Source organism: Actinorhabdospora filicis (assembly GCF_030269765.1).
Lineage (GTDB): Bacteria > Actinomycetota > Actinomycetes > Mycobacteriales > Micromonosporaceae > Actinorhabdospora > Actinorhabdospora filicis.
This window is the reverse complement of sequence record NZ_BSTX01000001.1, coordinates 1,637,386-1,653,037: the sequence shown is the minus strand read 5'-3', so window position 1 is coordinate 1,653,037 and position 15,652 is coordinate 1,637,386. Positions and strand designations below refer to the sequence as shown.

The 15,652-nt window shown below is 72.8% G+C and carries 12 protein-coding genes and 1 pseudogene; 3 read left to right on the top strand and 10 right to left on the bottom strand.

Annotated features, from left to right (window positions below; all coding sequences use genetic code 11):
• Positions 1-118 precede the first annotated feature (118 nt).
• Both QSK10_RS07575 and QSK10_RS07570 read right to left on the bottom strand, forming a co-directional pair.
• Positions 119-1,396 carry a hypothetical protein gene (locus QSK10_RS07575; protein ID WP_285661889.1) on the bottom strand — a complete coding sequence of 426 codons (1,278 nt, stop codon included), beginning with the start codon at positions 1,394-1,396 and terminating at the stop codon, positions 119-121.
• Positions 1,397-1,731: 335 nt separating this feature from the next.
• On the bottom strand, positions 1,732-2,193 hold the full coding sequence (locus QSK10_RS07570) for a hypothetical protein (RefSeq protein ID WP_285661888.1): 462 nt from the start codon (positions 2,191-2,193) through the stop codon (positions 1,732-1,734).
• 155 nt (positions 2,194-2,348) lie between these two features.
• On the opposite strand from QSK10_RS07570, the gene QSK10_RS07565 reads away from it, so the two are divergent.
• Positions 2,349-3,767 carry an aminopeptidase P family protein gene (locus QSK10_RS07565; protein ID WP_285661887.1) on the top strand — a complete coding sequence of 473 codons (1,419 nt, stop codon included), beginning with the start codon at positions 2,349-2,351 and terminating at the stop codon, positions 3,765-3,767.
• A gap of 20 nt (positions 3,768-3,787) precedes the next feature.
• Here the strand turns inward: QSK10_RS07565 and QSK10_RS07560 are convergent, their stop codons facing one another.
• From QSK10_RS07560 to QSK10_RS07525, 8 genes and pseudogenes are all read right to left on the bottom strand, one after another.
• Positions 3,788-4,438 carry a response regulator gene (locus tag QSK10_RS07560; RefSeq protein ID WP_285661886.1) on the bottom strand — a complete coding sequence of 217 codons (651 nt, stop codon included), beginning with the start codon at positions 4,436-4,438 and terminating at the stop codon, positions 3,788-3,790.
• Positions 4,435-5,352: a sensor histidine kinase gene (locus QSK10_RS07555; protein ID WP_285661885.1), complete on the bottom strand. Its 918-nt coding sequence runs from the start codon at positions 5,350-5,352 to the stop codon at positions 4,435-4,437. The genes QSK10_RS07560 and QSK10_RS07555 overlap by 4 nt, the downstream gene beginning before the upstream one ends.
• Positions 5,349-5,840: a hypothetical protein gene (locus tag QSK10_RS07550; RefSeq protein ID WP_285661884.1), complete on the bottom strand. Its 492-nt coding sequence runs from the start codon at positions 5,838-5,840 to the stop codon at positions 5,349-5,351. Before QSK10_RS07550 ends, QSK10_RS07555 begins: the two co-directional genes overlap by 4 nt.
• A 59-nt stretch (positions 5,841-5,899) precedes the next feature.
• Entirely contained in the window at positions 5,900-7,528 is a 1,629-nt protein-coding gene (locus tag QSK10_RS07545; RefSeq protein WP_285661883.1) for an SMI1/KNR4 family protein, read from the bottom strand.
• Between the two features lie 123 nt (positions 7,529-7,651).
• A pseudogene (locus QSK10_RS07540) lies at positions 7,652-9,241 on the bottom strand (serine hydrolase domain-containing protein).
• Positions 9,241-10,389: a baeRF11 domain-containing protein gene (locus tag QSK10_RS07535; protein ID WP_285661882.1), complete on the bottom strand. Its 1,149-nt coding sequence runs from the start codon at positions 10,387-10,389 to the stop codon at positions 9,241-9,243. Before QSK10_RS07535 ends, QSK10_RS07540 begins: the two are co-directional and overlap by 1 nt.
• Before the next feature lie 342 nt (positions 10,390-10,731).
• The gene (locus QSK10_RS07530) at positions 10,732-11,943 is read right to left on the bottom strand and encodes an SGNH/GDSL hydrolase family protein (RefSeq protein ID WP_285661881.1); all 1,212 of its coding nucleotides are present in this window, start codon (positions 11,941-11,943) and stop codon (positions 10,732-10,734) included.
• A gap of 38 nt (positions 11,944-11,981) precedes the next feature.
• Positions 11,982-12,683, bottom strand: a complete 702-nt coding sequence (locus QSK10_RS07525; protein WP_285661880.1) for an NUDIX hydrolase — start codon at positions 12,681-12,683, stop codon at positions 11,982-11,984.
• Positions 12,684-12,812: 129 nt separating this feature from the next.
• On the opposite strand from QSK10_RS07525, the gene QSK10_RS07520 reads away from it, so the two are divergent.
• Together QSK10_RS07520 and QSK10_RS07515 are read left to right on the top strand one after the other, a co-directional pair.
• Entirely contained in the window at positions 12,813-13,961 is a 1,149-nt protein-coding gene (locus QSK10_RS07520) for a phosphorylase family protein (protein WP_285661879.1), read from the top strand.
• 16 nt (positions 13,962-13,977) lie between these two features.
• A complete protein-coding gene (locus QSK10_RS07515; protein ID WP_285661878.1) occupies positions 13,978-15,639 on the top strand; it encodes an AbeC-like domain-containing protein in 1,662 nt (553 codons plus the stop codon).
• Positions 15,640-15,652 lie beyond the last annotated feature (13 nt).

Below are 15,652 nucleotides of genomic sequence, written 5' to 3'. Positions count from 1 at the left end.
CTTCTTCGTGCCGCCGCCTGCCCGCTGACCGGCGGCGGGACCTCAATCACTTAATGCGGTCCGGATGACGAAACGGCCCGCCGGATACCCCGGCGGGCCGTTCCCTGGATCTCGCGGGCTACCAGGTCGCCTCGGTGTCCGGCTCGCGACGGCGGATCAGCGCGATCAGCATGACGCCGCCGCCGGCGATCGCGCCGCCGATCAGGCCGATGGTCGCCACGTCGGCGCCGGTGGTCGGCAGGCTCGTGCCGGTCGTGGTGGTCGGGACGACCGGGGTGGCCGAGCCGGACGACGAGGGCGTCACGCTCGGGGACGCCGAGGCCGACGAGCTGGTGCTCGGGCTCGGCGAGGCCGAGGACGAGGAGCTCGCGCTGGGCGAGGGGCTCTCCGACGGCGAGGGCGACTCGCTCGGGGACGTCGACGGCGAAGGAGACTCGCTGGGCGAGGCCGACGGGGACGGCGACTCCGAGGGCGACTCACTGGGCGAGGCCGACGGCGAAGGGCTCTCCGACGGGGACGCGCTCGGGCTCTCCGAAGGCGACTGCGAGGGGCTGGGCGACTCCGGCTCCGTCGGCGGGACCGTGGTCGGCGGGACGGTCGTGGGCGCGACCGTCGGCGAGGACGAGGTCGGCGTCGGCTCCGGCTTCACGCGCGGCTCGCACACCACGGACACGTGCCCGACGGTGACGTCCAGCAGCGGGCCGTCGTAGACGACGTCGTCGCCCTTGTTCCGCAGCTCGCCACCGACGGTGACGCGGATGTACGCCTCGGCGCCGGCCTCGGTCGGGGTGGTGGTCACCTTCTCGTAGCGGGTGAAGCTCGCCCGCAGCTTCGCCTGCTTGATGTCGGGGAGGCCGATGTCGGCGCCCTTGACGGTGATCGTCTTGTCCCCGGTGACCTTCTTGCCGGCCACGAACACCAGGTTCGAGTTGGAGCGCGCGTAGGCGAGGTAGCCCTGGCCGCGCACGCAGCTGGCGTAGTTGTCGACCGAGCCCATCGTCAGGAACCCGGGCTTGCCCGCCAGGGATCCGTCGAGGCCGGTGATGTTGGCGCGCGCGGTCAGCTGACCGGAGCCCTCGTCCCAGCTGGTCTCCGAGAGCTTGGTGCCCTGGACGGTGACGCGCTCGATCGGCGTGCCCCACACCGCCTCCACCGCGCCGGAGGGCTGCGAGAGGTCGGGCGTCCCCGCCGTCCCGTACACCGCGCTGTAGGCGGTGAGGGGCGTGCCGGGCACGGCGGTGTAGTCGGCGCTGATCAGCACCGATTCGGCCTTGCGCGAGTCGGCCGCGGCGGCCTCACCGCCGACGAACAGCAGGCCGGTCAGCGAGGCGACCATGACGGCCCCACCGGCCGCGGCGAGGCTCCAGCGCCGCCGCCCGGTACGTGAACTGGACAAGGGGGACCTCCATGAGGGGAAGGGAAGGCCGGGGCGCCGCGATGGTAAACACAGTGAACAGATAAATGCGAATGCCCCGCCGGGGGCCGCACGCCGCCGATCGGGCCTACCGGCGCAACTCATCGCCCATGCCGTGACCGGCGCGAATGCCGCGCCCGAAGTGGACGAAGGCCGCGATGCGGGCGGCGCTCATCGCCCGAACGGCGTCCCGCGACGGCGATCGCGGCGGCGGACCGGTCGATCGGCGCCAAAGCCGGACCGGGACGGCGAGCGAGATCCGCGTCTCCGTCCCGCGCGCCGGGATCCCCTGCGGGCGCGCGGGACGGCGTGCCGGGTCAGGAGCAATAAGAAGTACTGCGGTAACAGGTGACCCGCTGGTAGCCGGAGTGCGAGTGGTCCCACACCTCGACCTCGATCATCGTGATCCCGCCGGGCACCGCGCTCCCGTCGAGGGTGATGTCACTGAACGGCCAGGACTGCGGCCCGCCCGCCGGGGCGCAGTAGTCGCGCGTCCAGCTGCGGTAGTCGATCAGCGTCGAGCCCTGGTAGCCCGCCACCATCCAGCTGCCGCACTCGCCGGCGGTCACCCACAGGTGGATGTTCGTCAGCCCCACCGACCGGGCGTACCAGGTCATCCCGCCCACGACCTGCACGGCGGTGGCGCTGGCGCCACCGCCGTGCACCGCGGCGGCCTTGAACGAGCTCGCCCCGGCGGTGGCGGCCGGGCTCAGCCCGAACACGGCCGCGGCGACCATGCCGATGGCCAGTGCCGTGCGGGCGATACGTCGTTTCAGCATGTTTTTCTCCCTTCTATTCCGTGGCGGGAGCGACCGTATCGGACGGTGTCCACCGTCACGGTGGACAATTACATGACAACTGTTGTGTGAACGTGTCATGTTACATACCATCTATGCTCGGGGGGTCGATGCGAGCAAGGAGAAAGGTGCCTCAGGTGGCCGAGACGAAGTTCCGCAAGAACGGTCTCTACAAGGAGATCTCGCCCGAGTTGTCGGCGCTCATGAGGACCGGATGGGCCGACACCGAGCGGCACGACATCCGGCTCGACGAGCAGGCGCCCTACGCCGCCGCCCGCCGCGAGGCGCTGTCGGCGCTGTTCCCCGGTGAGCGGCTGATCGTCCCGTCGGGGCGCCTCAAGGTCCGCGCCAACGACACGACCTACCCGTTCCGGCCGTTCACCGGCTACGTCCACCTCACCGGCGACCAGGCCCGCGAGTGCGCGCTGGTCCTGGAGCCGCGCGCCGAGGGCGGGCACGACGCCGTCCTCTACCAGCTGCCCCGCGACGGCCGCGACGACGACGAGTTCTGGCTGGGCTACCACGCCGAGCTGTGGACGGGCCGCCGCCGTTCCCTCGCCGAGTCGGAGCGCCTGTTCGGGCTGCCGTGCCGCGACTCCCGCAAGGCCGCCGCCGAGCTGGCCGCGCTGCCGCCGGTGCCGACCCGCATCGTGCGCGGCCACGACGCCGAGCTGGACGCCGCCGTCACCACCGACGCCGAGCGCGACGCCGAGCTGGGCGAGGCCCTGGCCGGGCTGCGCCTGGTCAAGGACGAGTGGGAGATCGGCCAGTTGCGCCGGGCCGTCGACTCCACCGTCGCCGGGTTCACCGACGTGGTCCGGGAACTGGCCACCGCGATCGCCACCTCCGAGCGGTGGATCGAGGGCACCTTCTTCCGCCGCGCCCGCCTGGAGGGCAACGACGTCGGCTACGGCTCGATCTGCGCCGCCGGTGAGCACGCCACGATCATGCACTGGCAGGACAACGACGGCCCGGTGCGCCCCGGCGAGCTGCTCCTGCTCGACGCGGGCGTGGAGACCACGACGCTCTACACCGCCGACGTGACCCGCACGCTGCCGATCAACGGCACGTTCACCCCGATCCAGCGCAAGGTCTACGACGCCGTCTACGAGGCCCAGGAGGCCGGGATCGCCGCGGTGAAGCCCGGCGCGGCCTACCGCGACTTCCACGACGCCGCGCAGCTGTACATGGCCACCAAGCTCGTCGAGTGGGGCCTCCTGGAGGGCGACCCGGCGGAGGTCTTCCGCCTCGGGCTCCAGCGCCGCTTCACGATGGCCGGGACCGGGCACATGCTCGGCCTCGACGTCCACGACTGCGCCGAGGCCCGCGTCTCCGACTACGTCGAGGGCGCGCTGGAGGCCGGGATGGTCCTCACCGTCGAGCCGGGCCTGTACTTCCAGGCCGACGACCTGAGCGTGCCCGAGGAGTACCGCGGCATCGGCGTCCGCATCGAGGACGACATCGTGGTCACCGCCGAGGGCAACGAGAACCTGTCGGCGGGCCTGCCCCGCTCCGCCGACGAGGTGGAGGCCTGGATGGCCTCGCTGACCGGCTGAGCGCCCGGTCGTCCCCGGGGTCACTCGATCCCGGGGACGACCAGCCCGGCCTCGTAGGCCGCGATCGTCAGCTGCACCCGGTCCCGCAGGCCCAGTTTCGCCAGGATCCGGCTGACGTGCGTCTTGACCGTCGCGTGGCTGAGCACCAGCGCCCGGGCGATCTCGGCGTTGCTGAGCCCGCGCGCCACCAGGCGGCTGATCTCTTGCTCGCGCCCGGTCAGGGCGCCCAGGTCCGCCCCGCCCGGCGCCGGGGCCCGCAGGACCCGCGCGATGAGCGCCGCCGTCGGTCCCGGCGACAGCAGCGACTCACCCGCCGCGACCGTCTCGATGGCGGCCAGGAACTGCGCCGGACGGCAGTCCTTCACCAGGAAGCCGCTCGCCCCGGCGCGCAGCGCGGCGATGACGTTCTCGTCGGCGTCGTAGGTGGTCAGCATCAGCACCCGCGTGCCCGGCAGCCGCGCGGCGATGGCGGCGGCGGCCTCGATCCCGTCGCCCCCGGGCATCCGCAGGTCGAGGACGGCGACGTCGGGGCGGGTGCGGGCCGCGGCGGCGACCGCGTCCCGGCCGGTGGCGGCCTCGGCGACCACCTCGAAGCCGGGCGTGGCCTCGATGAGCAGCGCGAAGGCCTCCCGCACCAGCGACTGGTCGTCGGCGAGAAGTACGCGTATCACTGCGGCATCACCACGGTGAGGGTGTGGACGGCGCTCAGCTCGCCCCGGTGCGCCCGCGCCCGCTCGGCCATGCCGCGCAGGCCGTTCCCGAAGGCCACCGGGTTGGCCACGGTGAGCGTGAGCCGTCCGTCCTCTCTGGACACCGTGACGGCCGCCGGTCCCGAGCCGTGCCGGGCGGCGTTGGTGATGGCCTCGGCCAGGATCAGCCGGGCCGGTTCGGGCAGCTCGCCCGGGTCGCCGTCCACGGTCAGGCCGAGCGCGCCCGCGCCGAAGTCCGCCGGTGGCCGCAGCCCGTCCACTATGGAGCCCAGGTCGGCGCGCGCCCGGTCGCAGGCGGCCACGATCGCCGCAAGGCAGCGGCCGAGCCGTTCGCCGTCGATGGCGCCCGCGGCCAGCAGGTGCGCGGCGACGTCGGCCTGCACCCGCGCGGCGGTCACGGTGTGGGCGAGCAGGTCGTGGACGTCGGCGGCCACGCGCAGCCGTTCCCGCGCGGCCAGGTGCGCCCGGCCCCGGCGGACCGCCTCCCCGCACGCGGCGGCCGCGAGCATCCACGCGACCTGGTCCACCACGCGGATGTCGCCGCCGAGCAGTCCACTGAGGACGGCGAGCCCGGCGACGCCGCCGAGCGCCACGCCCGTCCGCCGCCCCGGCCCGTCCTCGGCGACCCGGAACAGCGCCACCAGGACGGGCGCGGCCAGCGCGTCGTGCGGGTAGTCGAGCAGGTGGTACGGCAGCGCGACGGCGATGACGGCCGCCAGCGCGGCCCAGGAGCGCGGCAGCGCCACCGCCGCGCAGGCCGCCACCGTCAGTCCCAGCGCGAGCCAGTTGAAGGGCCGCACCCACGTCGTGGTGAAGCCCACGACGAGCACGGCGGCCAGGGCGGCCGCGGCCATCGTGTACTCGCGCCGTATCACCGCTGCTCCTCAAGACCCTTGCGCACCACCGCGATCACGAGGGTAGCCAGCGCGATCACGGCGTAGCCGGAGATGAGCGCGATCCGGATCCAGTGGGTGTCCACATAGTCCAGTTGCGCCGGGTGCGGGCCGCCGTCCGGCAGCCGCACCCCTTCGGCCCGCACGGTCTCCGCCCACGCGCCCCACAGCCACAGCCGCGAGAACCACACCGCCGCCTGCACCGCCAGCCCGAGCGCCGGCAGCCACCACGGCACCCGGGGATGCCGGTAGACCAGCAGCGCCACCGCCAGCACCGCGCCGATCGCGTTCACCGGCACGCCCAGCGTCGCGGTGAGCGACTCGTACGGGCCGTCGTAGGCGGCGGCGTCGGCGACCAGCGGCAGCGCCAGGTGATGCATGTGCGTCATCCACACGAATCCCGCGCCGAATCCGGCGAGCAGGACGGCGAGGGCGGGCAGGAGCAGGGCGGGGACCGGTTTGGCTCTCATGTGGACAGCCTCGCCCGCGCGGCCCGGCCGCCGCGTCGCCCGCGAGATGGCTCCCGGGCCTACATCCCGCGATGTACCAGCGACCGCTTCCAGTCGAGGGCGTCGGCGAGGTAGGTCCGCCCGGTCATCGCGGCGCCCGCGAGCCCCCGCGGGACGCGCCCGGCCTCCCGCAGCCGCCGCCACTGCCCGGCGTCCAGGGTGAGGACCCGCAGCGCGGGGAACCCGTCGAGCAGTTCCAGGTCGGTGACGCCGGAACCGGACAGGTCGAGGTGCGCCAGCCCGGGGATCGTCGCCAGCGGCGCGATGGAGAGGGTGGGCACGTCGAGCTTGAGATGCCACAGCGCGGGGTGGCCGCGCAGGGCCTCCGCGTCGAAGCTCATGGCGCCGATCGAGAGCCCCTCCACCGGCAGCCGCGCGGGCAGGACGCCCACGACACCGCCCGCCCGGTTCACCGACAGCTCCCGCAGGTTCGGCAGCACCGCCAGCTCGCCGAGCTCGATGATGAGCCCGTCGTTGAGGTAGAGCTGCTGCGTGTGCCGGGGAACGTCGATCCCGGCCAGGATCTGCGCCGTACCAGAGGTCCCCACCACATGCGACTCGCAGTAGCGCGGCATGCGGGAACGGCCGAGCCGCGCGGGCAGCTCCAGGTACCCCTCCTCCGTCGCGGTCACGCCACCCGCCCGCAACGCCACCACGACCCGCCGCAGCAGCGAGAGCACCGAGTCGGCGATGTAGCCCACGTGGGAGTGGAAGTCCCGCCCGTACTCGAAGAGCTGCCCGCGCGTGCCCGACGGCGCCGGATCCAGGTCCACCGCACACGAGTTGCACCCGAAGTCGGTGGCGAAGGTCAGCCACCAGTCGCTGCGGGTCAGCCGCCGGATCCGGTCCGGCGGCTCCGAGTCGAAGATCGCGGCGTTGACCGGGAACAGGCCCCCCGACTCCACATCCGTGCCCGGCTCGCCCTCCAGGTAGCCCGACACCAGCGCGTCCAGGGGAAGCAGCGACTGCGCGCCCAGCAGCCCCACCTCGCCCAGGTCGGCGCGCACCGTCCGGTACAGCGCCCGCAGGTCCTCCGGCAGCCGCACGCCGATGGCGGTCTCGGCGGCCAGCAGCTCCTCCTCCGAACAGCCCGCCCCGAAGTCGGGCGCCTCGCCGCGCAGGGCCATCGCCCGCTCGGTGAACTCGCCGACGAGCGCGGCGACCTCGGCCAGCACTACCGGGTCCGTCGGCCGCGCGGTCACCTCGACGCCCTCCGGCCTGGCCATCCCCGCCGCCGGACGCCCCGGGTACCGGTACCCGCCGTCCAGCACCAGCCGCGCCGGCGACAACTCCGCCAGCTCCCGGGAGTGGCGCACCATGTACCCGTCGCCCGTCCGCCGCACCTCGACGACGAGCGTCCCGTCGATCTCACCCCCGCCGAGCGCGGCGTGCAGCGCCTGAACCTCGCTCGCCAGCCCCGGCCCGCCCGTGAAACGCGCCATGGCCTCCTGGATCTCGCCGCGCTCCATCGCCGCCCGCATCTCGGCGAAACTCGGCCGCGGCGGCCCGTCCGCCCGCTCCAGCTCCTTCGTGGACACCGAGTAGCGGCTGCTGACGAACTGGACGAAGGTGATCCCGTCCCGGGCGGCCCCGGCGATCAGCGCCCGCTCAAGCGAGGCGACATCGGCGGGGCTGTTGATCTCGGACATCCCGGCACTCTAAGCGCGGGGTCCGACACCCGCCATCCCCCGTTCATCAGCCTCGGCACGGCCGATCGCACCCGGGCTCCACCCGTAGCGGCGACCGCAGGCCGCCGCCTCCTCCGGCGGGCTCTAGGCGAACGGCGCGCTCGCCAGGTGATACGTCAGCGCCACCGTCACGAACGCCAGCAGCGACACCGCGATCAGGCTGTACCCGAGGCGTCCGGCCACCGATCCCCACCGCCGCCACCACGCGCCGGCCGCCCCGGCGAGGACGGCGGCGGTGGCGAAGACCGTCACCGTCACCAGCACGGTCAGCGCGACCATCGAGCCCGCGCCGAGCATGACCGCCTCGTTGAGCGCGTTGCCGTCGCCGGAGACGGCGGCGAAACCGGCCGCGAAGGCGGTGACCAGCGCCGAGGCCAGCCAGGCGGCCCACCACGCGGCGCGCGACCACGGTCCCGGTGAGGGACGCTTGCGCCGCACCAGCGCCGTCACGGGGATCGCCAGGAACGCCAGGAACGGCACCAGGACGCCCAGGCCGAGCAGCGGCAGGTGCAGCGCGGGCGAGGCGTACCAGGCGAGCTTCTCGTAGGCCTGCCCCGGATCGGCTCCGGCGTGCAGGACGCCGTCGGCGTCGAACAAGAGCAGCCCCTGGCCGCCGCGCTCGCCGAAGAGCCCGTCGCCGAGCGGCACCCACGTCTGGCTCTCCACCGCCGGGTCGGGGGAGAGGCCGCTGGTGACCAGCGTGTCGCCGTCGGCCTCGACGGTCACGGGCGCGGTGAGCCCGGTGACGGCCGACAGGTCGCTGCGGCTGGCGCGCGTGCTGCGGTAGGTGCCCTCGTAGCGGTCCAGCCCGGTCGCGGGCACGGCCGTGACCGGTGCGCCGCCGGGGAAGTAGCGGTCGAGGACGTCGTTGATGACGCGCTTGCCGGCCCAGGAGCCGACCCCGTCGGTCCCTTCGCCGTTGACGACGACGTAGATCCCGAAGCCCTGTTCGGGCAGCAGCGCGAGGTTGCCGTGGTAGCCGGGCACGTCGCCGTCCTTGAACAGCACCCGGTGCCCGTTGCGGGGACGCTCCTCGAACATGAAGCCCAGGCCGGGGACGCGCGGGTCGGCGCCGAACTGGCGGGCCTGCATGGCCTCGGCGACGCCTTCGCCCAGGCGCGGGTCGCGGGTGAGCTGGGCGGTCATGAACCGGCCGACGTCGGCGGGCGTGGACACCGTCCCGGCGCCGGTCGGGGCTCAGCCGCCGTACTGCCCGCGCGACGGGGTGTACCCGTCGCCGTCGGGCCGGTATCCCTTGGCCATGACCAGATCCAGGCCGTGCGGCTGCCGGAAGGAGCTGCCGCTCATGCCCAGTGGCGTGAACACGTTCTTCGCGACGTAGTCGGCGAAGGGCTCGCCGGACACGACCTGGACGAGGTAGCCCGCCAGCGTGACGCCGTAGTTGTCGTAGGCCGCCAGCTTCCCGGGTTTCCGCAGCCGCTCGGGCTGCGCGTCGGCGACGACCCGCTCCAGCGCGGGCGCGTCGGCGGGGTCGGTGACGGCGATGTCGAAGGTGGCCGAGTCGAAGCCCGCGGTGTGGGTCAGCAGGTGCCGCATGGTGACCGGCTTGCCGGGGAAGGTGTCGGCGATCTTGAAGGCGCTCAGGTAGGTGTTCACGTCGGCGTCGAGGTCGATGCGCCCGTCCCTCTGCCGTCCGATGTGGACGGTCCTCATCAGACCGGCGCGTACCGCAGGATCGCCGCCACGTCGCCCTTCTCCGGGACGTCCTCGCGCCGGACGGCGACCACGTTCCCGCCCGCCAGCAGCACCCGCCGCGCGATCTCGTCCACGATGCCGTAAGCGACTGCGTCGTCGACCTCGGCGTAGGTCACCGCGCCCTCGTCGTCGACGGTCCCCGGCACGGTCGCGTCGAAGTCCACGAAGACCGTGTCCACCGCGCCCTGCGTGGCCAGCCGCGCGACGTCGCCGACGTCCACCGCCGTCCGGCCCTGCGAGGCGCGCTCGGCGAAGCGCTCCTGGAGCCCCTTGAGCGCCTCGGCGTGCACCTGGTCGAGGACCTCCCGCCCGGCGGCGGCCAGCTCGGTCTCGCCCCGGCCCTCCGGGTTGCCCGCGACCACGCCCTCGGCGACGTCCGGGTACGCGCACACGCCCCGGAAGATGCTCAGCAGCGGCTCGGTGCCCGCCAGGATCAGCGGCACCCCGCTCTGCGGCAGGACCCCGCGCAGCGCCTCGTCGATCTGCCGCGCGTACTGCTTCATGCGCAGCTTCTGCCCCTCGCTGCCCTGCACCCGCCCCTCCGGTGCCCGGTGCTTGATGGACGCCTTGCCCACCGCGTCGGCCACGTCGGAGGGCAGGCCGGGGACCTTCACCGGCTCCGGCGAGATCCCCTCGGTGATCTCCAGCAGCCGCACCGAGCCCTGCGCGAGCGCCAGCAGGTACCCCGTCTGCGGGAACGTCACCGACCGCAGCAGCGGCTTGAGGTGGAAGCGGTCGGAGACCGCCGTCATCGGCTGGAGATGGTTCGGCAGCCGGAACGTGGTCACCCGCCCGGGCGTGAGGAAGACCGCCAGGCTGCGCGCCTGGTACCGCCAGAACAGCGCGTCGTCCAGGAGCGCCTCGACGTGCTCCTCCAGCGCCTCGACCTCGGCCTTGCCCGTCCCCGCCGCCCGCAGCTGCGCCACGGCCTGCGCCGCCAGGTCCTTCAGCCCGATCCGCGCCGCCCCCGTGGACGACCCGATGCTGCTGCTCTCCCGCGCCGCCGGGTCCGTCGGAACATAGATGCTCACACTCGCCGGATCCCGCGCGACCAGCAGCGCCTCCAACTGCGGACGGGTCGGAATATCGGTGTACAGCCCGGGCATGTCGATGGACCCCCTCCGGACGCCGGCGCGTCCCCCACCTCGGATGCTACGGACGCGCGGCCCGGCCAGCGGCGAAACGGCGAGCCCGGGCGGCCCCCGGGGGATGCGCGGGGCCGCGGGCCGCGCGCAGGCTCCCGGCTCGCGCCCGAACATTTTCCGCGCGCCCACGCCGTCCGGGGTCTCGTACTTCATGGCCGCGCTGCCCATCGTGGCCTTCGCGGGCGGTGCCTGACCCACCGCCCGAGCGCCGCGATCACCGGCCGCGCCATCTTCGCCGTCACCTACCGCCGCCGACGCGAAAAGGGCGGCCCGTCACCGGGCCGCCCGACTCATCGTCCGTCCTCAGAGGATGGACAGCGGGATCGCCCGCGCCATCGCCGCCAGCCCGGCGTCATTGGGGTGCAGGCCATCGGAACCCGCGCTGTACAGCGGCAGCATCCGGTCCCGGTCGGCCGGGTCGGACACGGCCAGGTCGAAGTCGGCGACCGCGTCGAACTCGCCGGAGCCGCGGATCCACGCGTTGACCGCGTCCCGCACCGCCTCATTGGCCGGAGTGTCGTAGTAGGAGCCCTTGAACGGGGTCACGGTCCCGCCGACGATGCGGACACCGCGCTCGTGCGCCGCCGCGATCAGCGTCCGGTACCCGGCGATGAGCGCCTCGGCGGTGACCGGAGTCCCCGTCCAGCCCGACATCCCGATGTCGTTCACACCTTCGAGCAGCACGACCGTCCGCACACCCGGCTGCCCCAGCGCGTCCCGCTCGAAGCGGTGCAGGCCCGACTCCCCGTACAGCGGCGAATCGGCGAGGACCTGGTTGCCCGAGATACCGGCGTTCAGGACGCCGTACCGGCCGCCCAGCCGCTCGGCGAGCTTGTCCGGGTAACGATTGTCGGCCCCCTGCGCCGACCCGACCCCGTCGGTGATGGAGTCGCCGAAGGTCACAATGGACTGCCGTCGCGGCCCGTGCCCCGAGACCTCCGCGCCCGACAGGAAGTAAGAGGAGTGCGAGGTCTGCGTGCCCAGGGACTTCGTGCTGTACCGCCGATCGCCCCCGGCCACGTACGCCAGGTCCGACGCGGCCTCATGGAACGTCGCCGGACCCGTGGCCTCCTTGAAGTACAAGGTGACGCTGATCCGGTCCAGCGCGGCCGTCCGCAGGTTCGCCGCGTCGGACATCAGCTCGCGACCCGCCGCGACCGCCACCGACGACCGCCCGCCGAACGTCAGTGTCCGCACCGTCCCCGGCACCACCGACCCACCCGGCCCCGCGAGTCCCACCGTGGCTCCCGCGACCTTCAGCGGCCGGTCACCGTACACATTGGACAACTCAATGCGCAGCCTGCTCCCGCCCTCGGTGAGCCGCAGCTCCTGCCGCAGCGTCTGATCGGCGAACCCCGTCAGGGACCAGTTCGGCCCCGCCCAGCTCTCCGGCGCCGCCACCTGCTGCGCCCGCGCCCAGGCCCCCGACCACGGTGGGGCGGCTTCGGCGGGAGCGGCGAGGGAGACGGAGGCGGCGGTGGCAAGGAGCGCGGCGGCGATCTTCGTTTTGATCATGCCGTCAGCCTAAGAACCCTTGAGGACAGGACCTGTCCTCAAGGCGAAATCGATGCCGGCCGGTACATCGGAGGCTGGAGGCGCCGGGCCGTGCCGAGCGTGTAGAGCGCGGCGGGGCGGCCCCCGTCCCGGGTGGTCTTGCCGCCCGTGGGCACCAGGAAGTCCTCGGCCCCGGTGACCTTGCGGTTGAAGTTGCGCACGTCCAGCGCGTGTCCCCAGATCGCCTCGTAGACGCGGCGCAGTTCGGTGACGGTGAACTCGGCGGGGCAGAAGGCCGTGGCGATCGTCGTGTGCTCCAGCAGGGATCTGGTGCGCTCCAGTGAATCGATGACCATGGCGCGGTGGTCGAAGGCCAGCTCCAGCCGTCCTTCAAGGATGTCGCCGACCGGCGCCCAGGTGGCGTCGTCGGCGTCCCCGCCCGCCACCGCCGGGGGTGGCGACGGCACGAGGGCCATGTGGCAGAAGGACAGGACGCGTCCCCTCGGATCCCGTTCGGGGTCGGTGTAGTCGGCGACGTGCTCCAGGCGCGGACGGGCGAGCGCGAGGCCGGTCTCCTCGGTGAGCTCGCGGTGGGCGGCCTCCCCGACGGTCTCGTCGTTGTTCACATAGCCGCCCGGGAGCGCCCACATCCCCTGGTACGGCGGCTCTCCACGCCGGACGAGCAGAACCTTCAGCTCACCGTCGACGGTGTAGGCGGCGATGTCGACGGTGGCGTACATCAATGCGGGCGTCCAGTCCATGATCGGCACCCTACCCGTTCTTGCTGTCCTATTGACAGTATGTGACTCCGGGTCATATCGTCCCCTTAATACTGTCGGGATGACAGTAAAGATCACCTGGGGGACAGGATGGCAAATGCCCGACGACCCATGGCGGTGCTCTGCGCCGCGCTTCCCCTCGAATACGGCGCTGTTCGCGACCTCTCACCGGGGCCGGTGAGCCGGGAGGAACTCGGCGGCGTGCACTACGAGACGTCCTCACTGGGTGGCTGGAAGGTCGTGCTGGCCTTCATCGGCCGCGAGAACACGGCGGCGGCGATCCAGGTCCAGCGCATGATCACCGCCCTCGACCCGCAGGTGGCCATGCTCGTGGGCATCGCCGGCGGGCGGTACGTGAGCCACGGCGACGTCATCGCCGCCGACTGCGTCTACGACTACGAGGCCGGACGCGACGACGATGAGGGCTCCTACTCCCGGGTCAAGAGCCTGCACTCGGCCGCCGGCCTGGTCGCCATCGCCCAGACCGTCGCCATCGACGCGGCGTGGCCCGGCCGCCTGGCGCAGCCGCCCGACCCGATGCCGAGGGCGTACGTGGCGCCGCTGGCCTCGGGCGGGAAGGTCGTCACCGGCAGCGGCTCCCACACCGCCCGCCTCATCGAGCGGCGCTGCGACGACGCCCGTGGCGTGGAGACCGAGGGCTTCGGCTTCCTCGCCGCCGTGCGCGCCAACGACGGCGTCGACGGCATCGTCCTGCGCGGAGTCTCCGATCTCCTCGGCGACAAGACCTCTGACGGCGATCGCGTGTGGCAGCCGCGCGCGGCCCGTCACGCCGCCGCCTTCGCCTTCGAACTGCTCAGCCGGACCGAACCCCGTCCCGTCACGCCCCGAGAGAGCGGTGAACCCGTCATGGTCAACAACGGCATCGAGAACTCCGGCGGCGGTAACGCCCACCTCGGGATCGGGGGGCAGGGCAACAGCGGGAACACCGTCGGCACGGTCGGCACCTCGCACGGGGACGTGCGGATCGAGTGGACGCCGCTGGCCCCCACGGAGCTCGACGAGCTGCGGGTCGCCATCAAGCGCCTGCTGGCGCTGCTGAGCACGCACGCCGGTGCGATCGCCGGTCGCGACGCGGAGTACGAGCACGCGGTCCGGGAGCTGGAGACCAGCGTCCGCGGCGGCAGGCCCGAATCCGGCCGCGTCCTGGCCGCCCTGCGCTCCATCGGCAGCTTCGCCGCCGCGCTCACCGGCGTGCGGCAGGCCATCGAGGCCGTCCAGACCCTGATCAACGCGAAGTAGGCGAGGTGTCCACGTCATGACCCACCTGACGACCAGCGCGCAGCCGCAGGCGGCCGTTCCGCCGTCGCACAACCTCGCCACCCGTCACCTGAGCGCGGGGGTGTTCCTCGACGCCGCGTACCGGGACAAGGTCCTGCGGGACGTCTACGACGACCGCCGCAGCGCCATCGCGCCCTACGCCGGCGCCGACACGCCCACCGTCCTCGCCCACGCGAGGAACGCCCGGAATCTCGCCCTCATCGAGGCCGGCGTCCTGATGGCGATCACGGTGATCCTGGTCTGCGGCGTCCCGAGCCTGCTGAACAGCCTCGTGGTCGTGCTGGTGATCTGGCAGCTGGCGGTACTGGCGGTCAAGCTCGTGCGCGACACCGTCGGCTACATCCGCGATGGCCGGGAGGAGTACCGGCGGGGCATGCTCGGCCGGCTCATCCTGTTCCTGGTCCTCGGCATGGCCGCCGTGCCGCTGCTGATGTCGGCCGTCGCCATGATGCTCACCTCGCTGGCCCTGTCGCCGCCCGCGCTGGGCGGCTCGGGCCCGCTCGGGAGCGCGCTCAACGTGATCTTCAGCCTGATCGGCACCTCTCTGCCGGTGCTGCTCTTGATGCTGGCGCTGGTCTTCACCATGGGCTGCCTCCGCCGCCTCCAGCTCATCAAGATCAAGAACGGCGTCCCCGTCACGCTCACCGGGAACGCCGCCATCGAACGCGCCCACCGGGAGCAACACGCGTCCACGGTCATCTACGCCGGGACGGACCCCTTCGCCCACGAAGGCGCCCGGCTGGAGACCTGGCGGTGGGCGTTCAAGCTGAAGCCCCCGCGGGCGAACCCGAACACGACCGGCGACGAGGACTGGCCCGGCTTCGACGTCCACGAGCTCATCACCCACATCGGGAACGCCCTGTCGGCCCTGCGCGAGGAGACCCGGCGCTTCGCGCCGATCCCGGGACTCACCATCGAGGACAACCTCATGGTGCCCGGTCGCGACTGCTACTCCGGGGACAGGACCCAGCCCTCCGACGCCGACATCCGCGGCATCATGCACCTCCCCACGGGCAACGCCCGCCACTTCCTCAAGTGCCAGGTGATCTCCTGGAACGGCGAGCTCGCGACCACCGCCTACCTGCACACCGCACTCCAGGGCAAGACCCTGTACATGGAGTTCCAGGCGTTCGCCATGCCCCCGACCCGCGCCGACTTCCACGTCTTCGACGACCCCCGCGACACCAGCCCCGCAGCGGTCGTCCTCGACGGCCTGCGCGCCGCCGGACGCCTCCCCCGCATCCTGGGCCGCAGCCCCCTCGTCCTGTGCAAAGCCCTCGCCGCCTACTCCCGCGGCCTGGCCAAGAACCTCCCCGGCACCACCGACTTCGGCGCCAAGACCAGCATCCGCGCCCTCGGCGCCGACGACGACTTCCATAGCTACTTCCAGTGGCGCGACCCCCACAAGTACGTCGCCATCCTGGAGGAACAGCTGTTCGTGGCGCTCTTCGAGTTCCTGGAGGGCAAAGTCGACCTCGGCGAACTCCGCGAACGCATCACCACCATCATCAACAACGGCGTCATCAACCACGCCCCCGGCACCAACATCAACGTCGGCGTCGCCGGCCAGAACAACACCGGCAACGCCATCGGCGCCGTCGGCAACGTCCAGGGCAACGTCACCCAGCCCACCACCTGACCAGCACGACCCA